General features: G+C 67.4%; 17 protein-coding genes. 8 read left to right on the plus strand and 9 right to left on the minus strand.

What is annotated here, in order from left to right; genetic code table 11:
- Window positions 1-149 precede the first annotated feature (149 nt).
- The 3 genes from dhaK to ptsP all read left to right on the plus strand — a co-directional run bounded on the left by dhaK (window position 150) and on the right by ptsP (window position 4,709).
- Window positions 150-1,208, plus strand: a complete 1,059-nt coding sequence (dhaK, locus tag DMR_RS16850) for a dihydroxyacetone kinase subunit DhaK (protein WP_015862195.1) — start codon at window positions 150-152, stop codon at window positions 1,206-1,208.
- A 243-nt stretch (window positions 1,209-1,451) separates the two neighbouring features.
- Window positions 1,452-2,078 (plus strand): dihydroxyacetone kinase subunit DhaL, encoded by a 627-nt coding sequence (dhaL, locus tag DMR_RS16855; protein WP_015862196.1) that lies wholly within the window; start codon window positions 1,452-1,454, stop codon window positions 2,076-2,078.
- Between the two features lie 126 nt (window positions 2,079-2,204).
- Complete coding sequence (gene ptsP / locus DMR_RS16860; protein WP_015862197.1) at window positions 2,205-4,709, plus strand: phosphoenolpyruvate--protein phosphotransferase; 2,505 nt, start codon at window positions 2,205-2,207, stop codon at window positions 4,707-4,709.
- On the opposite strand, the gene DMR_RS16865 is transcribed toward ptsP, so the two are convergent.
- The 5 genes from DMR_RS16865 to DMR_RS16885 all read right to left on the minus strand — a co-directional run bounded on the left by DMR_RS16865 (window position 4,706) and on the right by DMR_RS16885 (window position 14,664).
- Window positions 4,706-6,340 carry an ATP-binding protein gene (locus tag DMR_RS16865; RefSeq protein WP_015862198.1) on the minus strand — a complete coding sequence of 545 codons (1,635 nt, stop codon included), beginning with the start codon at window positions 6,338-6,340 and terminating at the stop codon, window positions 4,706-4,708. The genes ptsP and DMR_RS16865 overlap by 4 nt on opposite strands.
- Window positions 6,341-6,477: 137 nt before the next feature.
- On the minus strand, window positions 6,478-9,609 hold the full coding sequence (locus DMR_RS16870) for an efflux RND transporter permease subunit (protein WP_015862199.1): 3,132 nt from the start codon (window positions 9,607-9,609) through the stop codon (window positions 6,478-6,480).
- On the minus strand, window positions 9,606-12,725 hold the full coding sequence (locus DMR_RS16875) for a multidrug efflux RND transporter permease subunit (protein WP_015862200.1): 3,120 nt from the start codon (window positions 12,723-12,725) through the stop codon (window positions 9,606-9,608). Before DMR_RS16875 ends, DMR_RS16870 begins: the two co-directional genes overlap by 4 nt.
- Window positions 12,722-13,921 (minus strand): MdtA/MuxA family multidrug efflux RND transporter periplasmic adaptor subunit, encoded by a 1,200-nt coding sequence (locus tag DMR_RS16880; protein WP_015862201.1) that lies wholly within the window; start codon window positions 13,919-13,921, stop codon window positions 12,722-12,724. The genes DMR_RS16875 and DMR_RS16880 overlap by 4 nt, the downstream gene beginning before the upstream one ends.
- A 539-nt stretch (window positions 13,922-14,460) precedes the next feature.
- The gene (locus tag DMR_RS16885) at window positions 14,461-14,664 is read right to left on the minus strand and encodes a hypothetical protein (protein WP_043600966.1); all 204 of its coding nucleotides are present in this window, start codon (window positions 14,662-14,664) and stop codon (window positions 14,461-14,463) included.
- 266 nt (window positions 14,665-14,930) lie between these two features.
- On the opposite strand from DMR_RS16885, the gene DMR_RS16890 reads away from it, so the two are divergent.
- The 5 genes from DMR_RS16890 (at window position 14,931) to DMR_RS16910 (ending at window position 20,843) form a co-directional block, all read left to right on the plus strand.
- Window positions 14,931-15,548, plus strand: a complete 618-nt coding sequence (locus tag DMR_RS16890; RefSeq protein ID WP_015862203.1) for a recombination-associated protein RdgC — start codon at window positions 14,931-14,933, stop codon at window positions 15,546-15,548.
- Window positions 15,549-15,688: 140 nt separating this feature from the next.
- Window positions 15,689-16,216: a hypothetical protein gene (locus DMR_RS16895; protein WP_015862204.1), complete on the plus strand. Its 528-nt coding sequence runs from the start codon at window positions 15,689-15,691 to the stop codon at window positions 16,214-16,216.
- Window positions 16,217-16,459: 243 nt separating this feature from the next.
- Window positions 16,460-17,212, plus strand: coding sequence for an RNA methyltransferase (locus DMR_RS16900; RefSeq protein ID WP_015862205.1), 753 nt, complete (start codon window positions 16,460-16,462; stop codon window positions 17,210-17,212).
- 47 nt (window positions 17,213-17,259) lie between these two features.
- Entirely contained in the window at window positions 17,260-19,719 is a 2,460-nt protein-coding gene (locus DMR_RS16905) for a mechanosensitive ion channel family protein (RefSeq protein ID WP_015862206.1), read from the plus strand.
- Window positions 19,716-20,843 carry a DUF362 domain-containing protein gene (locus DMR_RS16910; RefSeq protein ID WP_015862207.1) on the plus strand — a complete coding sequence of 376 codons (1,128 nt, stop codon included), beginning with the start codon at window positions 19,716-19,718 and terminating at the stop codon, window positions 20,841-20,843. Before DMR_RS16905 ends, DMR_RS16910 begins: the two co-directional genes overlap by 4 nt.
- A gap of 200 nt (window positions 20,844-21,043) precedes the next feature.
- Here the strand turns inward: DMR_RS16910 and DMR_RS16915 are convergent, their stop codons facing one another.
- The 4 genes from DMR_RS16915 to DMR_RS16930 all read right to left on the minus strand — a co-directional run bounded on the left by DMR_RS16915 (window position 21,044) and on the right by DMR_RS16930 (window position 25,549).
- A complete protein-coding gene (locus DMR_RS16915; protein WP_148208466.1) occupies window positions 21,044-21,322 on the minus strand; it encodes a hypothetical protein in 279 nt (92 codons plus the stop codon).
- Between the two features lie 90 nt (window positions 21,323-21,412).
- The gene (locus tag DMR_RS16920; protein WP_015862209.1) at window positions 21,413-21,766 is read right to left on the minus strand and encodes a hypothetical protein; all 354 of its coding nucleotides are present in this window, start codon (window positions 21,764-21,766) and stop codon (window positions 21,413-21,415) included.
- Window positions 21,767-21,871: 105 nt separating this feature from the next.
- Complete coding sequence (locus tag DMR_RS16925; protein ID WP_015862210.1) at window positions 21,872-24,505, minus strand: cytochrome ubiquinol oxidase subunit I; 2,634 nt, start codon at window positions 24,503-24,505, stop codon at window positions 21,872-21,874.
- Window positions 24,506-24,508: 3 nt separating this feature from the next.
- A complete protein-coding gene (locus DMR_RS16930; protein ID WP_015862211.1) occupies window positions 24,509-25,549 on the minus strand; it encodes a hypothetical protein in 1,041 nt (346 codons plus the stop codon).
- Window positions 25,550-25,728: the final 179 nt, after the last annotated feature.

The raw sequence follows: 25,728 nt of genomic DNA on the forward strand, positions 1-25,728 counted from the left end.
CGCCCGCCGCAAAGACGAACATTTGAACATAAAACGATCAAATGTTCGGACAAGTCCCCGCAATACAGAACTTTACCATCGACAATGGTTTTGCGCTGGAGTAATCTGTCCGCACTGCTGGGATACCCTGAACCGGAGGAATCGTTGCTGTGAAGAAACTGATCAACAACGTGGAAGACGTCGTCCAGGAACAGCTCCAAGGCATGGCCCTGGCCCATCCCGAATTGACCGTGAAATTCGATCCCTGCTACGTCGTTCGCGCCGACGCCCCTGTAAAAGGCAAGGTCGCCCTGGTCTCCGGCGGCGGCTCCGGCCACGAACCCATGCACGGCGGCTTCGTCGGCAAGGGGATGCTTGACGGCGCCTGCCCGGGAGCCGTCTTCACCTCGCCCACTCCGGACCAGATGTACGAATGCGCCAAGGCCGTGGACGGCGGCGCGGGCGTGCTGTTCATCGTCAAAAACTACACCGGCGACGTGATGAATTTCGAGACCGCCGCCGAACTCGTGGCCGCCGAGGGCATCAAGGTCCAAAATATCCTCATCGACGACGACGTGGCGGTCAAGGACAGCCTGTGGACCGCCGGCAGGCGCGGCGTGGGGACCACCGTGCTGGCCGAGAAGATCGTCGGAGCCGCCGCCGAGGCCGGCTACGATCTCGACCAGTGCGCCGACCTGTGCCGCAAGGTCAACCAGTACGGCCGCTCCTTCGGCGTGGCGCTCACCTCCTGCACCGTGCCCGCCGCCGGCAAACCCACCTTCGTCCTGGGCGAGGACGAAGTCGAAATGGGCATCGGCATCCACGGCGAACCCGGCACCCACCGCATGCCCATCAAATCCGTGGACGAAATGACCGCCTACGCCGCCGCCCAGATCATCGACGACCCGGCCTACACCCGCGTCGTGCGCGAATGGGACGGCCAGGATTGGGCGGAAAAAACCCTCACCGACGCCCCCTTTGCCAAGGGCGATCAGGTCATCGCCTTCGTCAACAGCATGGGCGGCACCCCGGTCTCGGAACTCTACGCCGTCTACCGAAAGCTCGACGAAGTCTGCAAGGCCAAGGGCCTGACCATCGTGCGAAACCTCGTCGGCCCGTTCATCACCTCCCTGGAGATGCAGGGCTTTTCCATCACCCTGCTCAAGGCCGACGACGAGATCCTCAAATTCTGGGACGCGCCGGCCAAGACCCCGGGCTTTGTCCGCTAGTGGAGCATCCCTTAAAAAATACGAGAGTATTTTTTTAAGAAAAACTTGTTGTGTCAATGTATTATCAACGAAATGCCCTATGCGTTTTTCGTGGACGCAACACGAGAGCGCTGCCCATATGAGGCGTTCGCGCTTTTGCGGGAAATACGCATGACCCGGCGCGGGCGTGAAGCATCCTCTTCACGCCCGCGCTTTTGTTGCAGCCCGCCGGCCCGCCGGCCAATCAGCCCCAGGAGCCCTGCCATGCCCATGACCAAAACCCAATTGCTAGCCTGGATCGACAAACAGAACGCCGTTTTTTGCGACAAAAAGGAATACCTCACCGACCTCGACGCCGCCATCGGCGACGCCGACCACGGCATCAACATGAACCGGGGCTTCGCCAAGGTTATGGAAAAGCTCCCGACCGTGGCCGACAAGGATCTGCCTACCATCCTCAAGACCGTGGGCATGACCCTCATGTCCAGCGTCGGCGGCGCCAGCGGCCCGCTCTACGGCACGTTCTGGATGAAGGGGGCCATGGCCCTGGACGGCAAGACCGAAATGACCACCGCCGACTTCAAGGCCTTCCTCGAAGCCGCCGTCGGCGGCATCGTCCAACGCGGCCGGCCGGAGCTTGGCGACAAGACCATGTACGACCTCTGGGGGCCGGTGCTGGCCGCCGTCAAGGCCGCCGAGGACGCCACACCCCTGGCCGAGGTCGTGGCCGCCGCCCTGCCCGTGGCCGAGGCCGCCCTGGCCGCCACCATCCCGCTCCAGGCCCGCAAAGGCCGGGCCAGCTACCTCGGCGAACGCTCCATCGGCCACCCCGACCCCGGCGCGACTTCGTCGCTGTTTATGTTGCAGACGTTGCGAGAGGCGTTGGGATAGGAAGAGACGAGAAGAGGAAGATGCCTCCGGCGGCCAGGAGAGGCTCTGCCTCTCCTGGACCTCTCCGCCGGGGGCCTGAGGCCCCCGGACCCCCCGATTGGGTGAAGGGGGGCCAAGGAGAAACAGATGATCGGGATTGTGGTGGTTTCCCATAGCGAGAAGCTGGCCCAGGGCGTCCTCGAACTGGCCTCCCAGATGACCCGGGGAGCCGTGCCCATGCAGGCCGTGGGCGGCATCGACGACCCCGACAACCCCATCGGCACCGATCCCATGCAGGTGCTGGCCGCCATCGAAGCCGTGGCCGCAACGGCCGATGACGGGGTGCTGGTCCTCATGGACCTCGGCAGCGCGCTCTTAAGCGCCGAAACCGCCCTGGATTTCCTGGACGAGACCGTGCGGGCCAAGGTGCTCCTGTGTTCGGCCCCGGTGGTCGAAGGAACCGTGGCCGCCGCCGTCCAGGCCACCGTCGGCGCGTCCCTGGCCCAGGCCAGCGCCGAGGCGCGCGCCGCCCTTGGCGTCAAGATCGCCCAGCTCGCGCCGCTGACCGGCGAGGCTCCCGAGACCCCATCCCCGGCCGGCGCGCCCGCTCCTGTCGCCCCGGCCGCCGGCCAGGAACGGACGCTGGCCCTACGCATCGCCAACAAAAACGGCCTCCACGCCCGCCCGGCCGCCGCCCTGGTGGCCACGGCCGGACGCTTCGCCGCCGACATCGTCGTGCGAAAAGGCGAGGCCGCCGCCTCGGCCAAGAGCATCAACCAGGTGGCGCTTCTGGGCATCAAACGCGGCGACGACATCATCATCGCCGCCGCCGGTCCAGACGCCGAAGCGGCCCTGGCCGCCATCGCCGCCCTGCACGCCGACCATTTCGGCGAACGCGACGAGGACGTTGCCGAGGCCCCGGCCGCGCCCCCAACCGCACCCCAGCCGGCCGGCGACGGCGTCCTTGCCGGCGCGCCGGCCAGCGCCGGCCCGGCCGTGGGGCCGGCCCACGTCCACCGGGCGGGGCTGCCCGAGATCACGCGCCGGGAAACCGACGACCCGGCCCGGGAAATCGCCCGCCTGGACGCGGCCCTGGCCCAGGCCCGGGCCGAACTGGAAGCGCTTTCGCACCGGGCCGCACGCGCCTCGGACAAGGCGGCGGCCGGCATTTTCGAGGTCCACGCCCTGCTCCTGGGCGATGACGACCTGCGCCGGGCGGCCGTTGCCCGCATCGAGGCCGAAAAGGTCGAGGCCGCCTACGCCTGGAACGCCGTGATGGAGGAAACCGCCGCCGCTTACCGCAAACTTTCCGACGGCTACATGCAGGCCCGGGCTGCCGACGTCCTCGACAGCGGGACGCGGGTGCTGCGTCTGCTGACCGGCGAAACGGCCGCGCCCATCCGTCTGGCCCGGCCGTCCATCCTCGTGGTGGGCGAGCTGTCGCCGTCCGAGGCGGCCGGACTTGATCCGGCCCTGGTTCTCGGCATCGCCGCCGAAGCCGGCGGGGCCACCGCCCATGCCGCCATCCTGGCCCGGTCCCTGGGCATCCCGGCCGTGGTGGGCCTGGGGCAAGGGTTGCGGACGGTGGTCCAGGGCCAGATGCTCGTCCTGGACGGCCAGGCCGGCACGGTGCTGACCGCCCCGGACGATGCCGCCTGCCGGGCGGCCCAGGATAAACGCCGGGCCTGGACGGCGGCCCGGGAAGCGGCCCGGGCCAAGGGAACCGCCCCGGCCGCCACCCGCGACGGGACAGTGATCCCGGTCATGGCCAACATCGGCGGCCCGGCCGACGCGGCCCGGGCACTCACCGCCGGAGCCGACGGGGTGGGGCTTTTCCGCACGGAATTTCTCTTTTTGGAGCGCGAGTCAGCGCCCAGCGAAGACGAACAATACGCCGCCTACGTCGCGGCGGCCGAGGCCATGGCGGGGCGTCCGGTCATCATCCGCACCCTGGACATCGGCGGCGACAAGCCCGTGGCCTATCTGGACACGCCGCGCGAGGACAACCCGTTTCTCGGCCAGCGCGGGGCGCGGTTCTGCCTGGCCCGGCCGGCGCTTTTGCGCACCCAGTTGCGGGCGCTTTGGCGGGCGGCGGCCGGGCGCGACATCTGGATCATGTACCCCATGATCAGCGACGTGGCCGAGCTGCGGGCCGTACTGGCCGCCCAGGAGGCCGCCCGGCGGGAGCTTGCCGGCGAGGGGATCGACGTGCCGGCCAAGGTCAAGACCGGCATCATGATCGAGGTGCCGGCGGCCGCGGCCATGGCCGACAAGCTGGCCGGGCTGTGCGATTTCTTGAGCATCGGCACCAACGACCTGACCCAGTACGTCATGGCCGCCGACCGGGGCAATCCGGCCGTGGCCGGACTGTGCGACAGCCTGCATCCGGCCGTGCTGCGCCTTATCGCACGCACGTGCCAAGCCGGCGCGGCCGCCGGCATCGAGGTCGGCATGTGCGGCGAGCTGGCCGGCGAGGCCAAGGCCGCGCCGCTGCTGTTGGGATTGGGGCTGGTCGAACTGAGCATGAGCGCCGGGCTTGTGCCCGAGGTCAAGGAGGCGGTGCGCGGCGCGAATCTGGCCGCCTGCCGCGCCCTGGCCCAAAAGGCCCTGGCCTGCGACACGGCCGGGGAAGTGCGGGCGCTTTTGGGCTAGGCCGGGACGGCGGCCACGGCGGCCAGCACCCGGGCCAGCTCGTCCGCGTCCACGGGTTTGGCCAGAAAATAGTCCATGCCGGCGGCGGCGATGGCCTGGCGGTCGGCGGGCAGCACCCGGGCGGTCAGGGCCACGATGGGCACGGCCCCGGCCGGGCCGCCCAGGGCGCGGATGCGCCGGGCCGCGTCCAGGCCGTCCATGCGGGCCATGCACACGTCCATGAGCACCACGTCAAAGCGCGCCTCGGCAAGCCGGTCCAGGGCCTGCGCGCCGCAGGACACGCAATCCGCCTCGTGGCCGAGATATTCCACCAACCGTTTGGCCGTAAAACAACAGACCGGCTCGTCGTCGGCCACCAACACCCGAAGCCGTCGTCCGGCCGCCGGTTCCGGCGCTTCCACAGCCTTGGCGGGCGGCGCCAGGGGGGCCTCGACAACGGCCGTGGTGCCGACTCCGGGAACGCTGTCCAGGCGCACCGTGCCGCCCATGAGCGCCGCCAACCGCCGCACCATGGCCAGCCCCAGCCCCGTGCCCTGATAGCGCCGGGTCAGGGTGTCGTCGATCTGGGTGAAGGGTTCGAACACGCGTTCCAGGGCGTGGGGCGGAATACCAATGCCGGTGTCGGCCACCGTAAGCCGCAGCATCGGGCCGGTCTCCGGGGCGTCCACACGCTCGGCTCGCACGGCCACCGACCCCTTGGGCGTGAATTTCACGGCGTTGGAGACAAGGTTGGCGGCCAACTGGCGCAGCCGGGCAGCGTCGCCGCAGACCGGCTGCGCCAGGGCGGCGTCGCCGGAAAAGGTCAGCGCCAACCCCGCCGCCCGGGCCTGGGCCTCAAAGGTGCCCACGACCTCGCGCAGCACCGACAGCGGCGAATAGGATTCGCGGCAAAAGGACAGCGCCCCACCCTCGGCGTTGGAAAAATCCAAGATGGCGTTAATCACGCCCAAAAGCCCGCGCCCGGCATCCAGGGCCGTGGTCACGAATTCGCCCTGCTCGTCGTCAAGGCGCGTGCCTTCCAGCAACTGGAGCATGCCCAGCAGGCCGTTTAAGGGCGTGCGGATCTCATGGCTCATGTTGGCCAGAAACGCGTCCCGGGCCTGGCTTGCCGCCTCGGCCGCCTCCTTGGCCGCCACCAGCGCGGCGATGAGGTCCCGGGCCTCGGTCTGGTCCTCGAACACGGCCAGGGTAAGCCCGGCTTCGCCGCCGGCCAGACGGCCCAGCAGCACGTCAGTGGCGATCCAGTCGCCGTCGGCATGGCGCAGCCGCCAGGGCACGACCAGGCCGCAGTCGCCGTCCGGGCACTCGGGGACAAGGGCTTGTCCCGGCTGTCCGGGCGCGGCGATGTCCCGTAAATGAGCCGCGACCGCAGGAGCCGGATCCAGCCCCAAGGCGCGCTGGGCCCGAGGGTTGGCTTCGCGTATGCGCCCCTCCCGGTCGAAGACCAGAAATGCCGTGCCGTCGTGGCGTTCCAGCAGCGACAGGCGGCGGCGCAAGGCGATGACGTCGTCCGGTGCTGCGGCATTGACGGCGACAGACGCAACGTCTGCCGCACAGGGCGAGCAGCAAGCCGCGTCCGGGCTTTTGCCGGCACGGCTGGTCGTATCGAAAATGGCTTCACGGCCCGACATGGGTCGTCCTTTATTGTTGCGGCGTAACAGCACCGTTCATGAAAAATGCTGCAAGACGGAAACTGTATGCCGACAAGGCGACGCAAGGCAAGCCAAAGCTTTACTCCGTTGGACTGACAATCAAAATACCAGAAATCCTATCGTGCATTTTCTTCGGACGCCGCTCCTGGACCTCTATGGGCGTTTCCGCGCTGGCCGCCAAAGCGCCACCGCAGCCGATCCAGGTAGAGATAGATCACGGGCGTGGTGAAAAGCGTCATGATCTGGCTGACCACCAGTCCTCCCGCGATGACGATGCCCAGCGGCCGGCGCAGCTCGAAGCCCGCGCCGTGGCCGAAGGCCAACGGCAGCGCGCCCAGAAGCGCGGCCAGGGTGGTCATCATGATGGGCCGAAAGCGCATCCGGCAGGCCTCGGTGATGGCCTCACGCGGGCCGAGGTTTCGGACGCGTTCGGCCTCCAAAGCGAAATCCACCATCATGATGCCGTTTTTTTTCACGATGCCAATGAGCAGCACAATGCCGATGACGGCGATGATGGACAGATCGAGCTTGAAGGCCATGAGCGCGGCCACGCCGCCAAGGCCGGCCGACGGCAGGGTGGACAGAATGGTGATGGGGTGGATGGCGCTCTCGTAGAGGACGCCAAGGACGATATAGACGGCGACAAGGGCGGCCAGGATGAGCAGGGGCTGGTTTTTGAGCGAATCGCCCAGGGCCTGGGCCGTGCCGGCGAAGGTGGTGCGGATGGTCGCCGGCAGCCCCAGGCCCGCCGCCGCCTGGCCGATGGCGTCCGAGGCCTGGGAGAGCGACACGCCTGGGGCGAGGTTAAACGAGATGGTGGCCGAGGGAAACTGGCCCTGATGATAAACGGACAAGGGCGTCAGCTTGTCCTCCACCTTGGCGATGGTGGTCAAGGGAATCTGCTTGCCGTCCTTGCCGGGCACGTAGACGTGGCGCAGGCCCTCGGGCGAGGCCCAGATGCGCGGGTCGGCGTCCAGGACCACCCGGTACTGGTTGACCTCGGCATAGGACACCCCGGCCAGGCTCTGGCCGAAGGCGTCATAGAGCACGGCGTCGATGTCGGCCATGGACACGCCCAGGCGCGAGGCCGCGTCGCGGTCCACCGTCACCGAGGTCATAAGCCCCCGGGCCTGTTGGTCGGCGATGACGTCGGTGACTTGGGGCAGCTTGCGCAGCTGCTCCTCGACCCTGGGCGTCCATTGGGTCAGCTCGGCGAAATCGTTTCCCAGAAGCGAAAACTGGTAGAGCGCCTTGCCTGGCCGGCCGCCCAGGCGCAGTTCCTGGGCCGGCATGAGAAAGGCTTGGGCTCCGGGCAGCTTGGCCAGGGACTTGCGCAGCCGCATGAGCGTCACCTGGATGGGCGGCCGTTTGTCCTGGGCTTTGAGGGTCACGAACATCTGGGCCGAGTTGACCGAGCCGCCGCCCGGTCCGCCGCCGCCGCCGGTAAAGCCGGTGACGCTTTCCACGTCCGGGTCGTTTTTGATCACGGCCACGATCTCGGCCAGCCGCCCTTCCATGTACTGAAACGAGCTGTCCTGGGAGGCCTGGATAAATCCCATGAGCCGGCCGGTGTCCTGTTCCGGGAAAAAGCCCTTGGGAATGATGATGTAGAGCCAGACCGCGCCGCACAGGGCGGCGGCCGTGGCGGCCAGCATGGTTTTGGGATGCCCAAGGGCCGCTTCCAGGGCCCGGGCGTAGCCCCGGGCCAGGGCGGCGAAGGCCCGGGCGAAAAGTCCGGGACGGGCCTGTCCATGACCGAGGGAACCGGCCCCCCGGCCAAAGACCACGGCACACAGCATGGGCGTGGCTGTGAGCGACAGCACCAGCGACAGCAGGATGGCGATGGACAGCACGGCGGCGAATTCCCGGAAAAGCCGCCCCACCATGCCGCCCATGAAGAAAATCGGAATGAAGACCGCCACCAGGGACAGGCTCATGGACACCACGGTGAAGGCCACCTCCCGGGAGCCGACCACGGCCGCCTGCCTGGGGTCCATGCCGGCTTCCCGGTAGCGGGCCACGTTTTCCACCACCACGATGGCGTCATCCACGACAAAGCCGGTGGCGATGGTCAGGGCCATGAGCGACAGGTTGTCCAGGGAATAGTCGAACAAATACATGACGGCGAAGGTGCCGACCAGGGAGGCCACCGTGGCCACGGCCGGGATAAGCGTGGCCCGAAAGCTGCCCAGAAATACCCAGACCACGGCGATGACCAGCAGGCAGGACAGGGCCAGCGTGAACTCCACCTCGGCCAGGGAGGCCCGGATGGGCGGGCTGCGGTCCATCTCCACGGAGACGTTCACGTCGCCGGGCAGCGAGGCGACAAGCTCGGGCAAAAGCGCCCGGACGTTGTCCACGGTCTCGATGATGTTGGCCCCGGGCTGGCGGAACACGATGATCATGACGGCCGGCGTGCCGCCGACCAGCCCGGCGGTGCGCACGTCCTCCACCGAATCGGTTACGGTGGCCACGTCGGACAGGCGCACGGCCGCGCCGTTTTTGTACGACAGGATAAGCGGCTCATACTCGGCCGCCTTGTGGAGCTGGTCGTTGACGTCGATCTCGTAAGCCGTGTCGCCGGATTCGATCCGGCCCTTGGGCTTATTGACCGTGGTCTTGGCGATAAGCCCGCGCACGCTTTCCAGGCTCAGGCCCTGCTGGGCCAGCTTGGCCGGATCGACGCTCACCCGCACGGCCGGCAGCGCCCCGCCGCCCACGAACACCTGGCCCACGCCCTCGACCTGGGCCAACTTTTGCTGGAGCACGGTGGAGGCCACGTCGTACATGGCGGACCGCGACACCATGGGCGAAGTCAGCGCCAGCACCATGACGGGCGCATCGGCCGGGTTCATTTTGCGGTAGGTCGGATTCTGGCGCAGGGTCGAGGGCAGCTCCCCCCGGGCGGCGGCGATGGCGGCCTGGACGTCCCGGGAAGCGCCGTTGATGTCGCGCGACAGATCGAATTGCAGGTTGATCTGCACCGACCCCCGGCCGCTGGTGGAGGTCATTTCCGTCACCCCGGCGATGCGGCCGAACTGGCGTTCCAGGGGCGCGGCCACGGACGTGGCCATGGTTTCGGGCTCGGCCCCGGGCAACTGGGCCTGGACCGAGATGGTGGGAAAATCCACCTGGGGCAAGGCGGCGGCCGGCAGGAGCCGAAAGGCGATGGCCCCGGCCAGCATCAGGGCCAGGGTGAGAAGGGCCGTGCCGACCGGGCGACGGATGCAGATTTCCGGCAGATTCATACGGTTCCGGCTTCTTTATTCCCGGCGGCCACGGGCGGGGTCGTCTCGCGGCGGCCGGCCAGACGCTCGAAGAAGAGGTAGATGACGGGCGTGGTGTAAAGGGTCAGCGCCTGGCTGACGATAAGGCCGCCCACGATGGCGATGCCCAGCGGCCGGCGCAGCTCGCTGCCCACGCCCGAACCCAGAGCCAGGGGCAACGCGCCCAAAAGCGCCGCCATGGTGGTCATCATGATGGGCCGAAAACGCAGCAGACAGGCTTCGTAGATGGCCTCGCCCGGGGACAGCCCCCGCTCGCGCTCGGCGGACAGGGCGAAGTCCACCATCATGATGCCGTTTTTCTTCACGATGCCGATAAGCAGGATAATGCCGATGACGGCCATGATGCCGAGATCCTCGCCGCACAGCCACAAGGCCCCCACCGCGCCCACCCCGGCCGAGGGCAGGGTGGACAGGATGGTCACCGGGTGGATGAAGCTCTCGTACATGACGCCAAGGACGATGTAGACGGTGATAAGGGCGGCCAGGATGAGCAGCGGCTCGTTTTTCAGCGACTCCCCAAAGGCCTTGGCCGCGCCGGTAAACGCCCCGGCAATGCTGGCAGGCATCCCGAGCTGGCCCGACACCGCGCCCACGGCGGCCACGGCGTCGCCGAGCGAATGCCCGGGGGCGGCGTCGAAGGAAACCGTGGCGGCCGGGAACTGGGACTGGCGGTTGCGCACGAGCGGCGCTTCGCCTTCGGTCACCGTGGCCACGGCCGACAGCGGGGCCTGGCCGCCGCCGGAAGTCGGCAGCCGCACCAGGGACAGGGCCTCGGGACCGGTGGCCATGGACGGGTCCATGGCCAGCACCACCCGGTATTGGCTCAGTTCCGTAAACATGGTCGAGATCTGGCGCTGGCCAAAGGCGCTGTAGAGCGCGTTGTCGATGTCCTCGGGGGTCAGCCCGTAGCGGGCGGCGGCCACCCGGTCGATGACGACATTGAGGCGTTTGCCGCCCAGGGCCAGGTTGTGGGAGACGTTGCGCACTTCCGGCCGGGCGCTAAGCGCCTCGACAAAGCGCGGCGTCCACAGGGCCAGGTCGCGGGAGCTGGGGGTTTCCAGCACGTACTGGTACTGGGCCCGGCCGGCCCGGGCGTCCACGGTCAGGTCCTGGACGGGCGAAAGCGCCACGCTCATCCCCGGCAGGCTGCGGGTCTTTTCTTCCAGCCGCCGGGCCACGCCGGCGGCGTCGGCCCTGCGCGAGGCCTTGGGCACGAGTTCCACGGCGATGCGGCCCACGTTGGGGCTGGGGTTGACGCCGTCCACGCCGACAAAGATCGCGGTGGAGGCCACGGCCGGATCGGCCGCCAATATTTCCGACAGCCCGGCCTGGGACTCGCCCATGGCGGCAAACGAGGCGGCGGCCGGGGCCTCGAACACCCCGGACAGCCCGCCCGTGTCCTGGACCGGAAAAAAGCCCTTGGGCACGGCGGCGTACATCCAGACCGTGGCCACCACCGTGCCCACGGCCACAAGGAGCGTCGCGCCCTGATGGCGCAGGACCACCACCAGGGTACGGTCGTAGAAGGCGGTCATGGCCCCGAAGGCCGCGCCAAAGTTCCGGGCGACAAGGCCCCCGCCGGACTGCCCCTTGTGCCCCGCTCGGCCCAGGAGCCGGGCGCAGAGCATGGGGGTCAGCGTCAGCGACACCACGGCCGAGAACAGGATAGCCACGCCCAGGGTCACGGCGAATTCGCGGAAAAGCCGGCCCACCACGTCGCCCATAAACAGCAGCGGAATGAGCACCGCCACCAGCGAAACGGTCAGCGACAGGATGGTGAAACCGATCTGGCCGGCGCCGTTAAGCGCCGCCTGCAGGGGTGGGGTGCCCTCTTCCACATGGCGGGCCACGTTTTCGATCATGACGATGGCGTCGTCCACCACGAAGCCGGTGGCGATGGTCAGCGCCATAAGCGTCAGGTTGTTGAGGCCATAGCCCAAGAGATACATGACGCCAAAGGTGCCGATAAGCGACAGCGGCACGGCCGTGCCCGGAATGAGGGTGGCCGGCACGTCGTGGAGAAACAGATAAATGACGCCAACGACCAGGACTACGGCGAGAAGCAGCTCGATCTGCACGTCGTCGATGGAAGCCCGGATGGTGACGGTGCGGTCGGTCAGGACGGACAGGTCCACGGCGGCCGGCAGGGCCGCGCGCAGCTGGGGCAGGATGGCCTTGACCCGGTCCACCACGGCGATGACGTTGGCCCCGGGCTGGCGCTGGATGTTGAGCACGATGGCCGGCTTGCCGTTCACCCAGGCGGCCTGGCGCACGTCTTCGGGGCCGGTGCGGATGCTGGCCACGTCGGACAGGCGCACCGGCCGGCCGTCGCGGTAGCTGATTATAAGCGGCCTGTATTCGTCGGCGGTCAAAAGCTGGTCGTTGGTTTCCAGAATCGACGACTGGCGCGGCCCGTCAAAGCCGCCCTTGGCCTTGTTGACGTTGGCCGCGGCGATGGCCGTCCGCACGTCTTCCACGGCAATGCCGTAGGCGGCAAGCGCCGTGGGGTTGACCTCCACGCGCACGGCCGGGCGCTGGCCGCCGGCCACACTGACCAGGCCCACGCCGGAAAGCTGGGAGATCTTCTGGGCCAGACGCGTGTCGGCCAGGTCCTGCACCGCCGTCAGCTCCATGGCCTCGGAGGTCAGCGCCAGGGACATAATGGGCGCGTCGGCCGGATTGACCTTGCTGTAGACCGGCGGCGTGGGCAGGTCGTCGGGCAGCAGGCTGGTGGCCGTGTTGATGGCTGCCTGGACCTCCTGCTCGGCCACGTCGAGGCTTAAGCTCAGGGCGAATTGCAGGGTGATGACCGAAGCCCCGGGCGAACTGACGGAGGTCATCTCGGTCAGGCCCGGCATCTGGCCGAACTGGCGCTCCAACGGCGCGGTCACGGCCGAGGCCATGACGTCGGGGCTGGCCCCGGGATAAAATGTCCGCACCTGGATGGTGGGATAGTCCACTTGGGGCAGGGCCGAGACCGGGAGCTGGAAATAGGCCGTCAGGCCGGCCAGCACCACCGCGACCATGATGAGCGTGGTGGCCACGGGCCGCAGGATAAACGGGCGCGACAGGTTCATGGCTTGGCGGCCACCGCTCCGCCGGCGTTGCGCGCCTCCACCTTGGCTCCGTCGCGCAGCCGGTCGGCCCCCTCCACCACCACAACCTCGCCGGCCTTAAGCCCCGACTCGATGACCACGTCCTGGCCCACGGCCAAGCCCACCGTCACCGGGCGCGAGGCGGCCAGGCCGGACGCGTCGACCACATAGGCCCTGGCCCCCTTGGGGCCGCGCTGCACCGCCGCCGCCGGCACGAGAAGCACGCCCTCGCGCTCTTCCAGCAACAGCTCGGCGTTGACGAACTGGTTGGGAAATAGCGCCTCGTCGGCGTTGTCGAAGATCGCCCGCAGCTTGACCGTGCCGGTGGCCGTGTCGATCTGGTTGTCGAGGGTGGCGAGGGTTCCCTTGGCCAGAGCCTTGGTCATGGTGCGGTCATAGGCCGTGACCGGCAGCTTCTCGCCGGCCCGAAGCCGCGTGGCCACCTGGGGCAGCTGGTCCTCGGGCAGGGTAAAGAGCACGCTGATGGGCGACACCTGGGTGATGACACACAGGCCGGTGGAATCGGCCGCCTTGATCATGTTGCCGGCATCGACCTTGCGCAGCCCCACCCGGCCGGTCACCGGCGCGGTGATGCGGCTGTATTCGATCTGCAGTTTGGCGTTGTCGATCAGCCCCTTGTCCGTGCGGATGGCCGCCTCGTATTGGCGCACCAGCGAGGCCTGGGTGTCTCGGGTCTGGCCGGCTACCATGTCTTTTTTGGACAGGTTGTCGTAGCGCGTGAGGTCGGCCTTGGCGTTTTCCAGCAGTGCCGTGTCCTTGGCCAGTTGCCCCTGGTACTGGTCGAGCTGGGCGGCGTAGGAACGCGGATCGATGCGAGCCAGGAGCTGGCCTTCCTTGACCAGCTGGCCTTCCTCGAAGAGTACTTCCATGAGCTCGCCGTCCACCCGGCTTTTGACCGTCACCGTACGCAAGGGCGTCACCGTGCCGATGCCGGAAAGCGTCACCGCTGCCGTGCCGACCCGGGCCGGCGCGGTGGTCACCGAGACGACCTGCGGCCCCATGCCGCCAGGTCCGCCCGGCGGCGGCCCGCCCGGCTGGGCCAGCCCGTCGCCGCCGTATTGCCGCCAAAAAAACCCGACCACGGCTATCGCCGCCAACCCCATGAACAGCCAGCGCAGGGGCCGGCGCGGCCGTGGTTCCTCGTGTCGTATCGTCATCGCAGGTAATCCTCGTTTGTGCTGGGATGGCCTTGGAGCGTCGCCGGCCGTTGCCGGCGTCGCACCGGCACGTCGCAGCCGACGTGCAAAAAGTTACATCTGGAAAGTATATCGGGCGGACCGCAGAAGGCCAACCTTCCATTTTGTCAGGAATCGCCGGCAGCTTCGCCCCTCCGGCCACGGCCAGGCCCCAAACCGCTTTCGCTGGGGCCCTGGTCGGACGAGCAGCCCAAACGGTTGCGCCGCCGGGCGACGAGTCCCATGGGCCGCCGTCTCTCCCAAGACGCTCCGCCCGAAAGCGGCCCGAGGGCAAAGGCGCTTGCAGGCCATGGCCGGCCGTTACCCCCAGCGAAAATGTTCGCCGGAGCGACAATTTTGCGCCGGTCCCGACACTTTTATACGTCCCCCGCGCCAAAATCCCCCGCTTCAGTCGGCCAACGCCATGAAAAAGCGGCCGGGATACCCGCTGTCTCGGGCAATTCCGGCCGCGTGTCGGCTGGTTGGCCGCGCCCATGCTCGGCGCGGCGGTCTTTTTTTCGCTACACCCCGCCGCACAGCCGGGCAAAGCTCATACACTCGAAACGATTGCTAAAGGGGCACGGTTCCTTGGAAAACCACTTGCGTTTGGGACACCAGTAAGCGTTCTTGAAGGGCTCGTTGCACCCGGAGGGCGTCGTGGCCTTGCGGGTGTACGAGCCGAACCGCATCTTGCCGTCGCTATGGTTGACGTTCCACACGGCCATGGTCGACACCTCCGTTTCCCTTTCACCTTGCATAGGACGGGCCAGGGCAAAATCGGCCAAGTCGTGATGATGCCAACTGTTTTTCTTCCCCTCCCGCTCCCCCGCGCCGCCCGCCTCCTCGCCCCCGCCTGCACCCCGACCCGGCCGGCGCGTCGGCCTGCCCCGCCCCTGCCCCGCCCCTGGCGCGACGCCGCGAATTGATCTATGAGCGTGCCGGACCCCATCGCCAGGACGCGCCGGCCAAGCGGCGCGAAAAGGAGGACGCCTTGGGACTTTTAGCCGCCAGCGGCGGATTCACCCGCTACCGCATCGTGGGCGAAGTGAACAAGCAGGCCCTGCGCGAAGCGCCGGACCGGCTCAAAAAATACGCCTTCGTGGACATCGACAACACCGCCGACGAACGCTCCTTCGGCTGGACCTCCTTCGAGGACTACCTCGACACCGAATGGCGCGGCTCGCCGCCGGAAAAAGGCCACTACCTGGCTTTTGCCCTGCGCCTGGACACCCGGCGCATCTCCCCGGCCGTGTTCAAAAAACACCTGCGCCTGGCCATCGACCACGAAAAGGAACAGATGAAGGACGAAGGCAAGGTCTTCGTCTCCAAGGACCGCAAAAAGGAAATCGCCGAGCGCGTCAAACTGTCCCTCATGTCCCGCGCCCTGCCCATCCCCGCCGTCTTTGAAATCATCTGGAACACCATCGACCAGGTCATCTGGCTGTGCACCACCAACGGCAAGATCCAGGAACTCTTCGAGGACCTGTTTACCTCCACCTTTGAAATGCACCTGGAACCCCAGACCCCGGCCTACCTGGCCGAACGCATCGTCGGCGTGGAAAAAGGCCTGGCCATCGAACACCTCGAACCCAGCCAGTTCGGCGGTTAAGGAGAGGCGCCGCCTCTCCTGGCCTCTCCGCCAGGGGGACTACCCCCCTGGACCCCGCCGGGGGGATCATCCCCCCGGACCCCCACCCCGGGGCCGCGCCCCTTGGCGCAACGACGGACCAACGCGGTTATGGAGTAAATATGGACTCGATGATGGCCGAAGCCAAAAACCCGGTGCTCGGACAGGACTTCCTGACCTGGCTGTGGTTTAAAAGCGAAAAAAGCGGCTGGCTCTTCAAGCTGCCCGACGACTCCGAAGTCAACGTCTACCTGGAGCAGAAAATTTCCGTGCGCGGCGGCGTGGGCGAGGAAGCCGAAACCGCCACCGTCTCCGGCCCCCACGCCCAGTTCGCCGAAGCCCGCCTGGGCGTCAAAAGCGGCAAACGCGTGGACCGCGCGCTGATTCGCTTCGAACAGGACGGCGAAACCTGGACCGTCACCGTCAAGGCCGACGACTTCACCTTAAACGCCCTGCGGCCGCCCAAGATCGACACCCGCAGCGAGGAAGGCGAGGATCCCGACGCCAAGGTGCTGGAGAAAATGTTCCTCATCGAAAAATGCACCAGCTTCTTCGACGCGCTCTATGCCCAGTTCCTGGCCATCCGCCTCAGCCCCGGCTGGCCCGGCGAACTCTCCGACTTCGGCGAATGGCTGCGCGAAGGGGTGTAATTTTTAATTAAGATGCCTCCGGCGGCCGGGGGGGTACCCCCCCGGACCCCCTGATTGGGGGAGCGGCGTTTGGCCGGCGGCAGGGAAGACCCTGCCGCCGGCCAAACGCCGCTCCCAAGTCAAGGGTTAGGGAAGGATGCCGGGGTAATCGGCCCAATCCGATAAGAGTTTTTGGGGGAAGGAGGGGCGTGGGGAGGAAACCCCCTTTTTGCAAAAAGGGGGTTTCCTCCCCACAAACGGCGTATGCTCAATAATCTCACTATCGTCCTGTTTCGGCCGAAGTTTTCCGAAAACGTCGGGGCCGCCGCCCGGGCCTGCGCCAACATGGGCGTGGGCCGGCTCGTGCTGGTCGATCCCCCGGCCTTCGATATGGAACGCGCCCGGCCCATGGCCACCAGCAAGGGCGGGCTGGTACTGGACCGGTTGGAAATATGCGGCACCTTGGCCGAGGCCGTGGCCGGAGCGGAAACCGTCTACGGCACCACGGCCAGGCTCGGCGGTTGGCGCAAGAGCGTGCTGACGCCGGGCCAGGCCGCCGGCGGCGCGGTCAAGACGCTGCAAGGCGGCGGCGGCGTGGCCGTGGTCTTTGGCCCCGAGGACGCCGGCCTGTCCAACCAGGAAACCCAGCTGTGCTCCCGGCTGGTCAACATCCCCACCGCCGACGAGGCCACGTCCCTGAACCTGGCCCAGGCCGTGCTCGTGGTGTGCTACGAAATCTTCAAGGCGTCCAAGGGATTGGAAGAAGAGGTCGATCAGCCTTCGCCGTCCCGGGCGGCCACCCATGCCGAACGCGAGTCGCTTTTCGCGGCGCTTCGCGAATCCCTGCTGGCCATCGACTTTTTAAAGGCCGACAACCCGGACTACTGGATGCTGCCCGTGCGCCGTTTCATCGACCGGGTGGGCCTTAAGCGCCACGAATTCAACCTGCTCATGGGCGTGTGCCGCCAGATCAAATGGGCCCTGGGGACGGGCCGGGACAAGCCCCGGGCCGACTGACGCCGGCCCCATGGACAGGGGCCGGACAAATCCGTATCAGGGCCGATATGCCCTTAAAAAGCGCACTCATCGCCGTTTGGTTGATCCTGGCCCTTGCGGCCGGGTCTTGGGCCGCTGCCCCGGCGGCGGGCATCGGCGACAGCGACCAGTCCTGGACCCTGGTCCTCGACGCCCTGGACAAGCAGGGCCAGATCATGCGCGGCCGACTGGAAGCCTTCAAGGCTCGCCGCGACCTCGAAATCGCCGCCTCCCGCGCCGAACTGGAACATCTGCTGCGCGACCGAGCCAGGCTGGCCCTGTGGCAAGCCACAGCCTCGGACCCATGGGAAATCCGCACCGTCATGGCCGGCCTGGCCCGGCTGCGCCGCGACGTGGACCATCTCTCCCAACGGCCCCAGCAGGCCTGGACTGCCCTGGAACAAAACGTCGCCCTCATCGAGTCCTTCCGCGACAAGCTCGACGACATCACCCGCCGCGAGGTGCCCGAGCGTTTCCGCGACAACCTGGCCCCCACCCGCAAACAGCTCGCCGACCTCGGCACGGAAATAGCCACCCTGCGCGACAGCTTGGCCGACGAAACAACGCCCCTGCGCGAGCTCGGCGAACAGCTCAAGGAAGCCGAAAGCAATCTCCAATCTTCCCTGGCCCCGGCCTGGAAAGCCTATTACACCGACGCCAACCCGTCGTTGTTCTCCGGCTCCTATCTGCGGTTCCTGGGCGAGGACATCGAGGACTGGCTGCTTTGGAGCAACTTGTGCCTGGAGCTTTTGCGCACCCCGGCCATGCTGGACATGGCCGCCCAGGGCGCGGGCGTGGGCGTTGTGGCCGCGCTTGTGGTCATGGGCCTGGCCCTGGCCGTGCGGCGGCTGGGGGCGCGCCACGGCCTGTCGGCCCGCGCCCAGGCCAGTTTTGTCCGGGCTGGCGCCTGCGCCGCCGGCGGCGTGGGCTTCATGGTGCTGGCCCAATACGCGCCGTTTTTCCTCTTCACCCTGCTTATTTCCGTCAGCGAAACCCTCTACGCCGCCGCCTTGGTCCACCTGTCGCGGCTGGCCCTGCGCGACCGCGACCTGCGCCGGCCGGCCGTGTTGTGGCCCACCTGGCGGCTTTTCGCCCTGGGCCTGCTGCTGGAGGCCGGCCGCTACCCCGAGAGCGTCACCGGCCCGGCCATGGCCGTGGTGCTGCTTTTCGCCGCCCGGGGGTTCTTGCGACGCCACCGGGCCACGCCCAAGGACCTGCCCCTGGAACGGGCCATCACCGCCATCCTGGCCTACGCCCTGCCGCCCCTGGCCGTGTGCTCCCTGCTGGGCCTGCCCCAAACCGCCATCCTGTGCGCCTCAGGGCTGTTCTATGTGACCCTGGCCCTGCGGTTTGCCGCGCTGACCGTCCGTTTTTTGGCCAGCCTTGAAGTGGAGCGCGCCCATGGCCGGCCGCCGCTGTACATCGGCATCCTCACCGGCGCGGGTTTCCCCTTTTTCTTCATGGCCTTCCTGTTTCTCTTCCTGTGGCTGCTCTCCAACCAGTACGGCGGCGAGAACGTGTTCCTGGAAGTGCTCAACACCGAAACACGCATTGATTCGGTGGGCATCAGCCTGCAAAAGCTCGTGCTGCTCCTGCTGGGCTTTTACGTGACCCGGGCGGTCATCGCGCTTTCGGCCGCCTTTATCGCCGACATCGCCGGCCGCAGGCGAGCCGTGGAGCGCGGGGCCAAGTCCACCCTGCTTCGAGTCAGCACCTACTTTTGGTGGGGCCTCTACGCGGTCTTTTCCCTGTCGGTGCTGGGGCTGTCGCTGACCAGCATCGCCGTGGTGGCCGGCGGGTTGTCGGTGGGCATCGGCTTTGGCCTGCAGACAACGGTCAACAACTTCGTCAGCGGCCTGATCCTGCTCTTTGGCCGTTCCATCCAGGCCGGGGACACCATCCAGATCGGCGAGGGCGAGGGCGTGGTCAAGGAGGTCAACATCCGCAACACCGAGGTGCTCACGCGCGAAAACGCCACGGTGTTCGTGCCCAATTCCGAACTGGTCTCCGGGCGCATCGTCAACTGGAGCCACAAGGACCCCAGCGTTCGCCGCGACATCAATATCGGCGTGGCCTACGGCTCGGACACGGACAAGGTGCGCGAGCTGCTCCTGGCCGCCGCCGGACAGTGCCCGGCCGTGCTGGAAAATCCCGCTCCCGCCGTGCTCCACTGGGACTTCGGCCCAAGCACCCTGGACTTCAAGCTGCGGGTCTGGCTGGCCGACGTCAACAATGCCGTCAGCTCCCTGTCCATGATCCGCACGGCCATCGACCGGCTGTTCCGGGAAGCCGGCATTGAGATCGCCTTTCCCCAGACCGACCTGCACCTGCGCACGGCCCCGGCTCTGGAACATCTCGCCGCGCCCCACTTTGCCGAGACCGCCCGACTGCTGGCCGCCGTAAGCAGCCGCCTGGACGCCCTGGAACAACGCCTGGCCGGCCGCCCGGCCAGGCTAGGCGACGAACCCGACAAAGGAACCATGCCATGACAAAGGACGAAGCCCCCCAGCCGGCCAAGGTCTATTTCGCCGACCTGCGCGCCCGGGCCGCCGGCCGCAACCGCACCGCCAAGATCCAGAAACTCTTCGAGGCCGCCGGCTTTGGCGACGTGGTCAAAAAGGACGACCTCACGGCCATTAAGCTTCACTTCGGCGAGCGCGGCTGCGACACCCACATAAGCCCCACCTACGCCCGGGCCGTGGTGGAACTGGTCAAGGCCCAGGGCGGCCGGCCCTTTGTCACCGACACCAACACCCTGTATTCCGGCAGCCGCCACAACGCCGTGGACCATCTGCTCACGGCCGTGGAGCACGGCTTCGACTACGCCGTGCTCGGCGCGCCGGTCATCATCGCCGACGGCCTGGACAGCACCAACGTCCTGGAAGTGCCGATACGCGGCAAGCATTTCGAGAAGGTCAAGATCGCCGGCGACATCGTGCGGGCCGACTCCCTGCTGGTGTTGTCTCACTTCAAGGGCCACGAGCTGGCCGGCTTTGGCGGCGCGGTCAAAAACCTGGCCATGGGCTGCGCCCCCCGGGCCGGCAAGCAGGACCAGCACTGCGTGCGGTTTGTGGTGGAACCCAAGAAGTGTATCGGCTGCGCCGAGTGCGTGGCCGTCTGTCCGGTGGGCGCGGCCACAATGCAGGGGAAAAAGGCGGTCATCGACAAGGCGACCTGCATCGGCTGCGGCGAATGCCTGACCGTGTGCCCCAAAAAGGCCATGAGCATCGATTGGCGCACCGAGATCGTGCCCTTCATGGAGCGCATGGTGGAATACGCCCTGGGCGCGGTGACCGGCAAAACCGGCCGGGTGGGCTATGTCAACTTCCTGGTCAACGTCACCCCGGATTGCGACTGCGTGCCCTGGTCCGACGCGCCCATCGTGCCGGACATCGGCTTTCTGGCCTCCACCGATCCGGTGGCCCTGGACAAGGCCTGCCTGGACCTCGTCAACGAGCAGGCGGCCTGTCCCGAGTGCAAGCTCGAACACGGCATCCACTCGGGCGAGGACAAGTTCACGGCCCTGTGGCAGTGGACGCGCGGCGACATGACCTTCGTGCACGGCGCGGCCGTGGGCCTGGGCCGGCCGGAATACGAACTGGTGCGCGTCTAGTATGGCGCACCTTGAAAATACGACAGTTTTTTCAAGAAAAACTCATGGTTCTAGTATGTTGCCCACGAAATGCCCTCTGCGCTTTCGTGGACGCGACACTCACCTCGCGGCGTCTGCAGGATGCGGCGGGATACTTCAAGAAAAAGAGCGTGCCCTGACGCTCTGGCAAGCAGACTGCATAACAAACGGAGCCTACGGTCTCAGCCGAAGGCTCCCTTTCGTTTATAAGAAGCCCGAAGGTCTTGCAGGACTATTTTATTGCTCGGCGCTTCGAGCGCCCCATCAAGGATGGCGTAGCCGATGCCGGCGTCGGTGAGCTTTTGCAATCGGACCTGCCGGTATTCGGCCACGGTCCTGTCGCCGGGAAACGCGTCGCTCCAGGCCTGGCCGAAAGGCAATGGCGTGACCGCGTCCGTGAAAATCACAACGCGAATCCCGTCCACCCTCCAGATTGCCTCCTGAAGCTCGTTGGCCGTCATGTTCCTTCCTCGCGAAAGGAGATATACACAAACTGATCTCATGGAGCAATGGGATTTTTCCCGCGCGACAATGTCGCCAACCATCGCTCCTTATTTCTTGAGTTGCCGGCTGGATTTAATGCAGCCGCCCGTGGCCGAGGCCACCTTGCGCTGCATGTCCTCGGGCATGGCCCCATGGGTCAGGATGTGGCTGACGGTCTGGGAATTGAGCAAGGCGGACGTCTGCTGGGCGGCGCAGCGGCAGATGGCCGCCACCTGGGCCTTGGTATAGCCCTGTCGGGTGAACTCCGCCTCTTTTTTGAGACAGTCCTGTTCGATGCTGCCCTGCATGGCCCGGCGCATTTCCGGGGTCACGGCCACCCCGCCGGCCGCCCGGACAGGTTCGGCCTGGGACGCCGTCAACAGGGCCAAGGCCGCCGCCAGCATCATGGCGCGCGTCTTCATGCCCGCATCCTCCTTTCGCGTTGCCCGCGGCGGCCACGGCCGACACCGCCGGCCCCAGGGCCGGGAGCGCCCCGCCGCACGAAGTCGGACGGCGGGGCGCGGCCGCTACTTGCTCATGTTGGGATGGTGGACGTCGCCGTCCATCTCGATGGTGTGGCAGACGTCGCAGCGTTTGCCCGAGGCCACCACCCCGGGCGCGCCCATATATTGCATAGGCGCTACGTTGTTGAGGTCAAGCCCGTAGTCGTTGACCGCGACATAGGTCGCATGGGGCGGTCCGTGGCAGGCGGCGCAGGGGATGTTGCCGGTGTCCTCGGTGCGGTTGCGGAAAAGCCCGGCTGCGTCCTTGGTCCAGGCGTTGAACGCCGAGGCGTCCTTGGCCGGACGGGTGAAATCCTTGTGGCAGGTCAGGCAATCGGGCAGCTGGGTCCAGGCGGCCCGGGGCTGGACAGCGGCCGAGGTGGCCACCAGCCGGGGGGCCAGGGGGGCCAGCAGCCGCGCGGCGGCGGCCTTGCCGGCGGCCTTTTCGAAATTTAAAAGCGAGATGGCGTGATCTTCCATGTAGCCATGGCAGCGCGGGCAGCCGATGCCGGCGGCGGCGTGGTTGTCGCGCTGGGCCTGGGTGACGCCGGTCGGCGCGGTCGGATGGCAGCGGTTGCAGGCCTCCTCGCCAAGACCGGCCATGTAGGAGGCGTGGAAGCCATGGACGGCGGCGGACAGCGACAGCAGTTCCTTGCGTCCGGCCAACCCGGCGGCATTGGGCCCGGCGTCGGGATGGCAGCCAAAGCAGGCCACGGGAGCGCCTGAGGCGGCCTGGGCGGCCAGGGTGGTGCCGTTTCGCTTGTCGTGGACGGCCAGGATCGCCTGGGCCGTGGGTTTGGCGACGCCGGAGTCGCCTTCCTCGCGCCAGTCCCCGCCATGGCAGGTCTTGCAGCCCATTTCCGTGGACACGCCCAGGGGGACCTTGGTTTCGGCCACGGTCGCGCCCGAGGCGTCGGCGGCCGTCACCGTGAAGACCGGATAGGGGTTCACCTTGCCCGAGGCCTCATAGGGCGAGACCGGGATGCCGGCGGCGGTGAAAAGCTTGCCGGAAACGGCCATGGTCCCGTCCGGGGACAGGCCCGTGACCGAGACATTGGGCGCGAGTTCCTTGCCCACAAGCGCCTTGGCGTATTTCCAGAACTCCAGCCGGGCGGCCGGGTCCTTGGCCCCGTCCGGGGCGGCGTAGCGCACGGTCAGGCCTTCGGTGGCCGCTTCCGGCAGCACGTCGCGCTTGACCACCACGGCTCGCAAGCCATTGCCCGGCACGGCCAGGGAAAACGAGCCGTCGCAGCCGGCCAGTGCCACCACGCCGAGTTCGCCAACGGCCAGCACCAGGTGGCTGGCCTTTTCCGGGTCAAAGGCCGGGATGGCCACCTCGGCCGGGGTCACCTCGACCGGCGTTTCCTTGGCCGGGGGCATCTTGTTCACATCCTGGGCGATGTAGGCGGCCAGGGCGGCCCGCTCGGCCGGGCTGCCGAGAAAGGGCGGCATGTGGGTGAAAAGCTTGCCCTGGCCGGTGAGGTAGGCTTCCAGGCCCACGGCCCCCACGTGGCGGGTGAACTTGCGGATGTCGCGCACCGGACCGTCGATGCTGTGGCAGCTCAGGCACTCAAGCGTATAGAGGTCCGCTCCGGCGGCCAGCGCGTTGTCCGGGGTTACGTCATGAGTCCTGGCCCACTTGGCCCGGGGCAGGATGGGCGCTTCGTAGGGCGCGGCCTGGCTCGGACGGATATCCGTGGCCCACAGCATCCCTTCGATGAGCCAGGGCTTGCGGGCGGCCTCGCGCATGGTCTCGAAGGCCCCGACCAGCCCCAGGCCCACCAGCAACAGGCACACGGCCAGCGCCCGACGAAGCGGCAGCGGCAGCCGGGAAACCAGGGCCAACGAACCCACGGCCACGGCCAGGAGCATGGCCGGCCAGGCGGCCCGGTAGGCGGCCATCTCGCTGGCCCGGCGCAGGAAGAAGTCGCGCACGGACTCGGGCAGCACGTCCACGTACCACCAGCCGGACACCAGCAGCACCGGCGCGGCGGCCACGGCCCAGCGGCTTGAGGCCCGCAGCATGGTCTCCCGGGCCTCCTCGTCGCCGATGCCCAGGGCCGTGGCAAAGCCGAACAGTCCGGCCAGCATCAACCCCAAAGCGAAACGCAACACCAAAGACGGCCAGAAGGTCGGATTGAAAAAGCCGTCCCAGAAGTCGCGGGTGGCTGGCCAGTCGCCCGGGGTGAGCATGAAGCCGATAATGCCGTTAATGGTGAACAGCGACAGGAAGGCAAAGGCGAAATAGAGCCAGCCGACCAGCATGTGGCGCTTGGGGTCCAGCCGGTCGTAGCCGTAGTAGTAAATCAGCAGCGCCCCGATCTCGCCGGCGAAAAAGGCCCATTCGGCCGCCCAGCCCCAGGCGAAGGAACGCACCAAGATAAGCGTGGCCTGGGGGGAGAGCAGCGAGATCGTCAGCCAAATGCCGACCCCGGACAGGCCGCCGAAGACCATGGTGAGGAGCAGAAAAAAGCGGGTGTGGCGATGCAGGTAGGTGAGAAGCGGCCGCGAGCCGGTCCGCCGGGCCATGGCCTCGGTGAGGACCAGAAACAGCCCGCCGCCCACGGCGAAATGGGCCACGTACACATGCAACACGGCGATAAGAATGATCCAGAAGCCGCCGCCGAAGGCTCCGAGTTGCCAGACGGGAAAATCCATGTCCTAACCCCTTTTGGCCGTGCGGCGATAAGCGGCCACGGCCCAGACCGAGGCCGCGGCCACGACAACCGTGCTTGCGACGAAAAAGACGAACGGTCCAATCTGGAAATCCTTGGGCAAGGTGGCCGGATCGAACTGCGGCGCCAGATAGCCCAACCGCGCCACCGACCGCACAGTCGCCATGCATACCACGGCCAGGGCCGTGAAAAAGGCCGCCCGGCCGGGCCGGCCCCGAAAGGCGGCCCAAAGCGCCGCCGCCGCCAGCCCCAGCCCGGCCACGAAGGCCAGGGAACCGCCGGTATGCAGGCCGAAAAACCGTTCTATCACCGGACGCGGCAGGGAAAGCAGATACCACAGCCCGAGGGGAATCTGGGCCAGGGTCGCGCCGATAAACCAGGCAAGGCCCGTGCGGCTGCGCCCGCCGGCCCCGGCGTCGGCCGCCTTGCGCGAAAAAAGCGCCACATAAAGCCCGCCCACGGCCAGGGAGGCGGCCAGGAAATGCAGCCAGCGCGGCAGGAAGGTGGGGTCGGACAGCGCCGTCACCAGGCCGGCCGGGGCAGAGAAATAGCCCGTCCACAAGTCCGGCCGCACGGCCAGGGTCGAGACGTTGACCAAAATGAGGCTGGCCCCCAGCAGCAACACGGCCGAGGCGGCCGACAACAGCCCCGCCCCCGGCGCGCCGGCCCGGGGCTGGTACACGTAAAGCAGGGCGTAGGCGATCATGACGACCATAAAAAGCGACAGCCAGGGCACGGCCGAGACAATGGCGGCGGTATAGAGGTATTGGCCGTAGAGCACCGAGGCAAAAAGCAAGGGCGGCACGGCCAGATTGACGCCGATGGCCACCGCCGACGGCAGGCGTTTGGCCAGCCCCACGGCCGTCTCGCGGCCGGCCCCGGGGGCGAAAAGCGTCAACAGCGTGCCGCCCAGGGCCACGTTGATCACCAGGATATGCGCGGCGAAGGTGAGCACGAGCAACGCCTCGACAAGGCCCCACGGGCCAGGGATGGCCTCGCCCGGGGCCAGGGTCATGACTGGGGACATAGGAAACGTCTCTCCCTTCCCGGCCGCGAGGGCACGGAAGCTTTCGCAGGCCTTGCGGCGGCCTATTCTGCGGATTTCCCCCTTTCTATACGAAAATATGGGAGCCATCACAACGAAAAAGGCTCGCAAACGGACTCCGCGCCAAGGTGGAGACCCGGCCGCCTCACGCGGCCGGCCAG

The organism is Solidesulfovibrio magneticus RS-1, assembly GCF_000010665.1.
In the GTDB taxonomy this organism is placed as follows: domain Bacteria; phylum Desulfobacterota; class Desulfovibrionia; order Desulfovibrionales; family Desulfovibrionaceae; genus Solidesulfovibrio; species Solidesulfovibrio magneticus.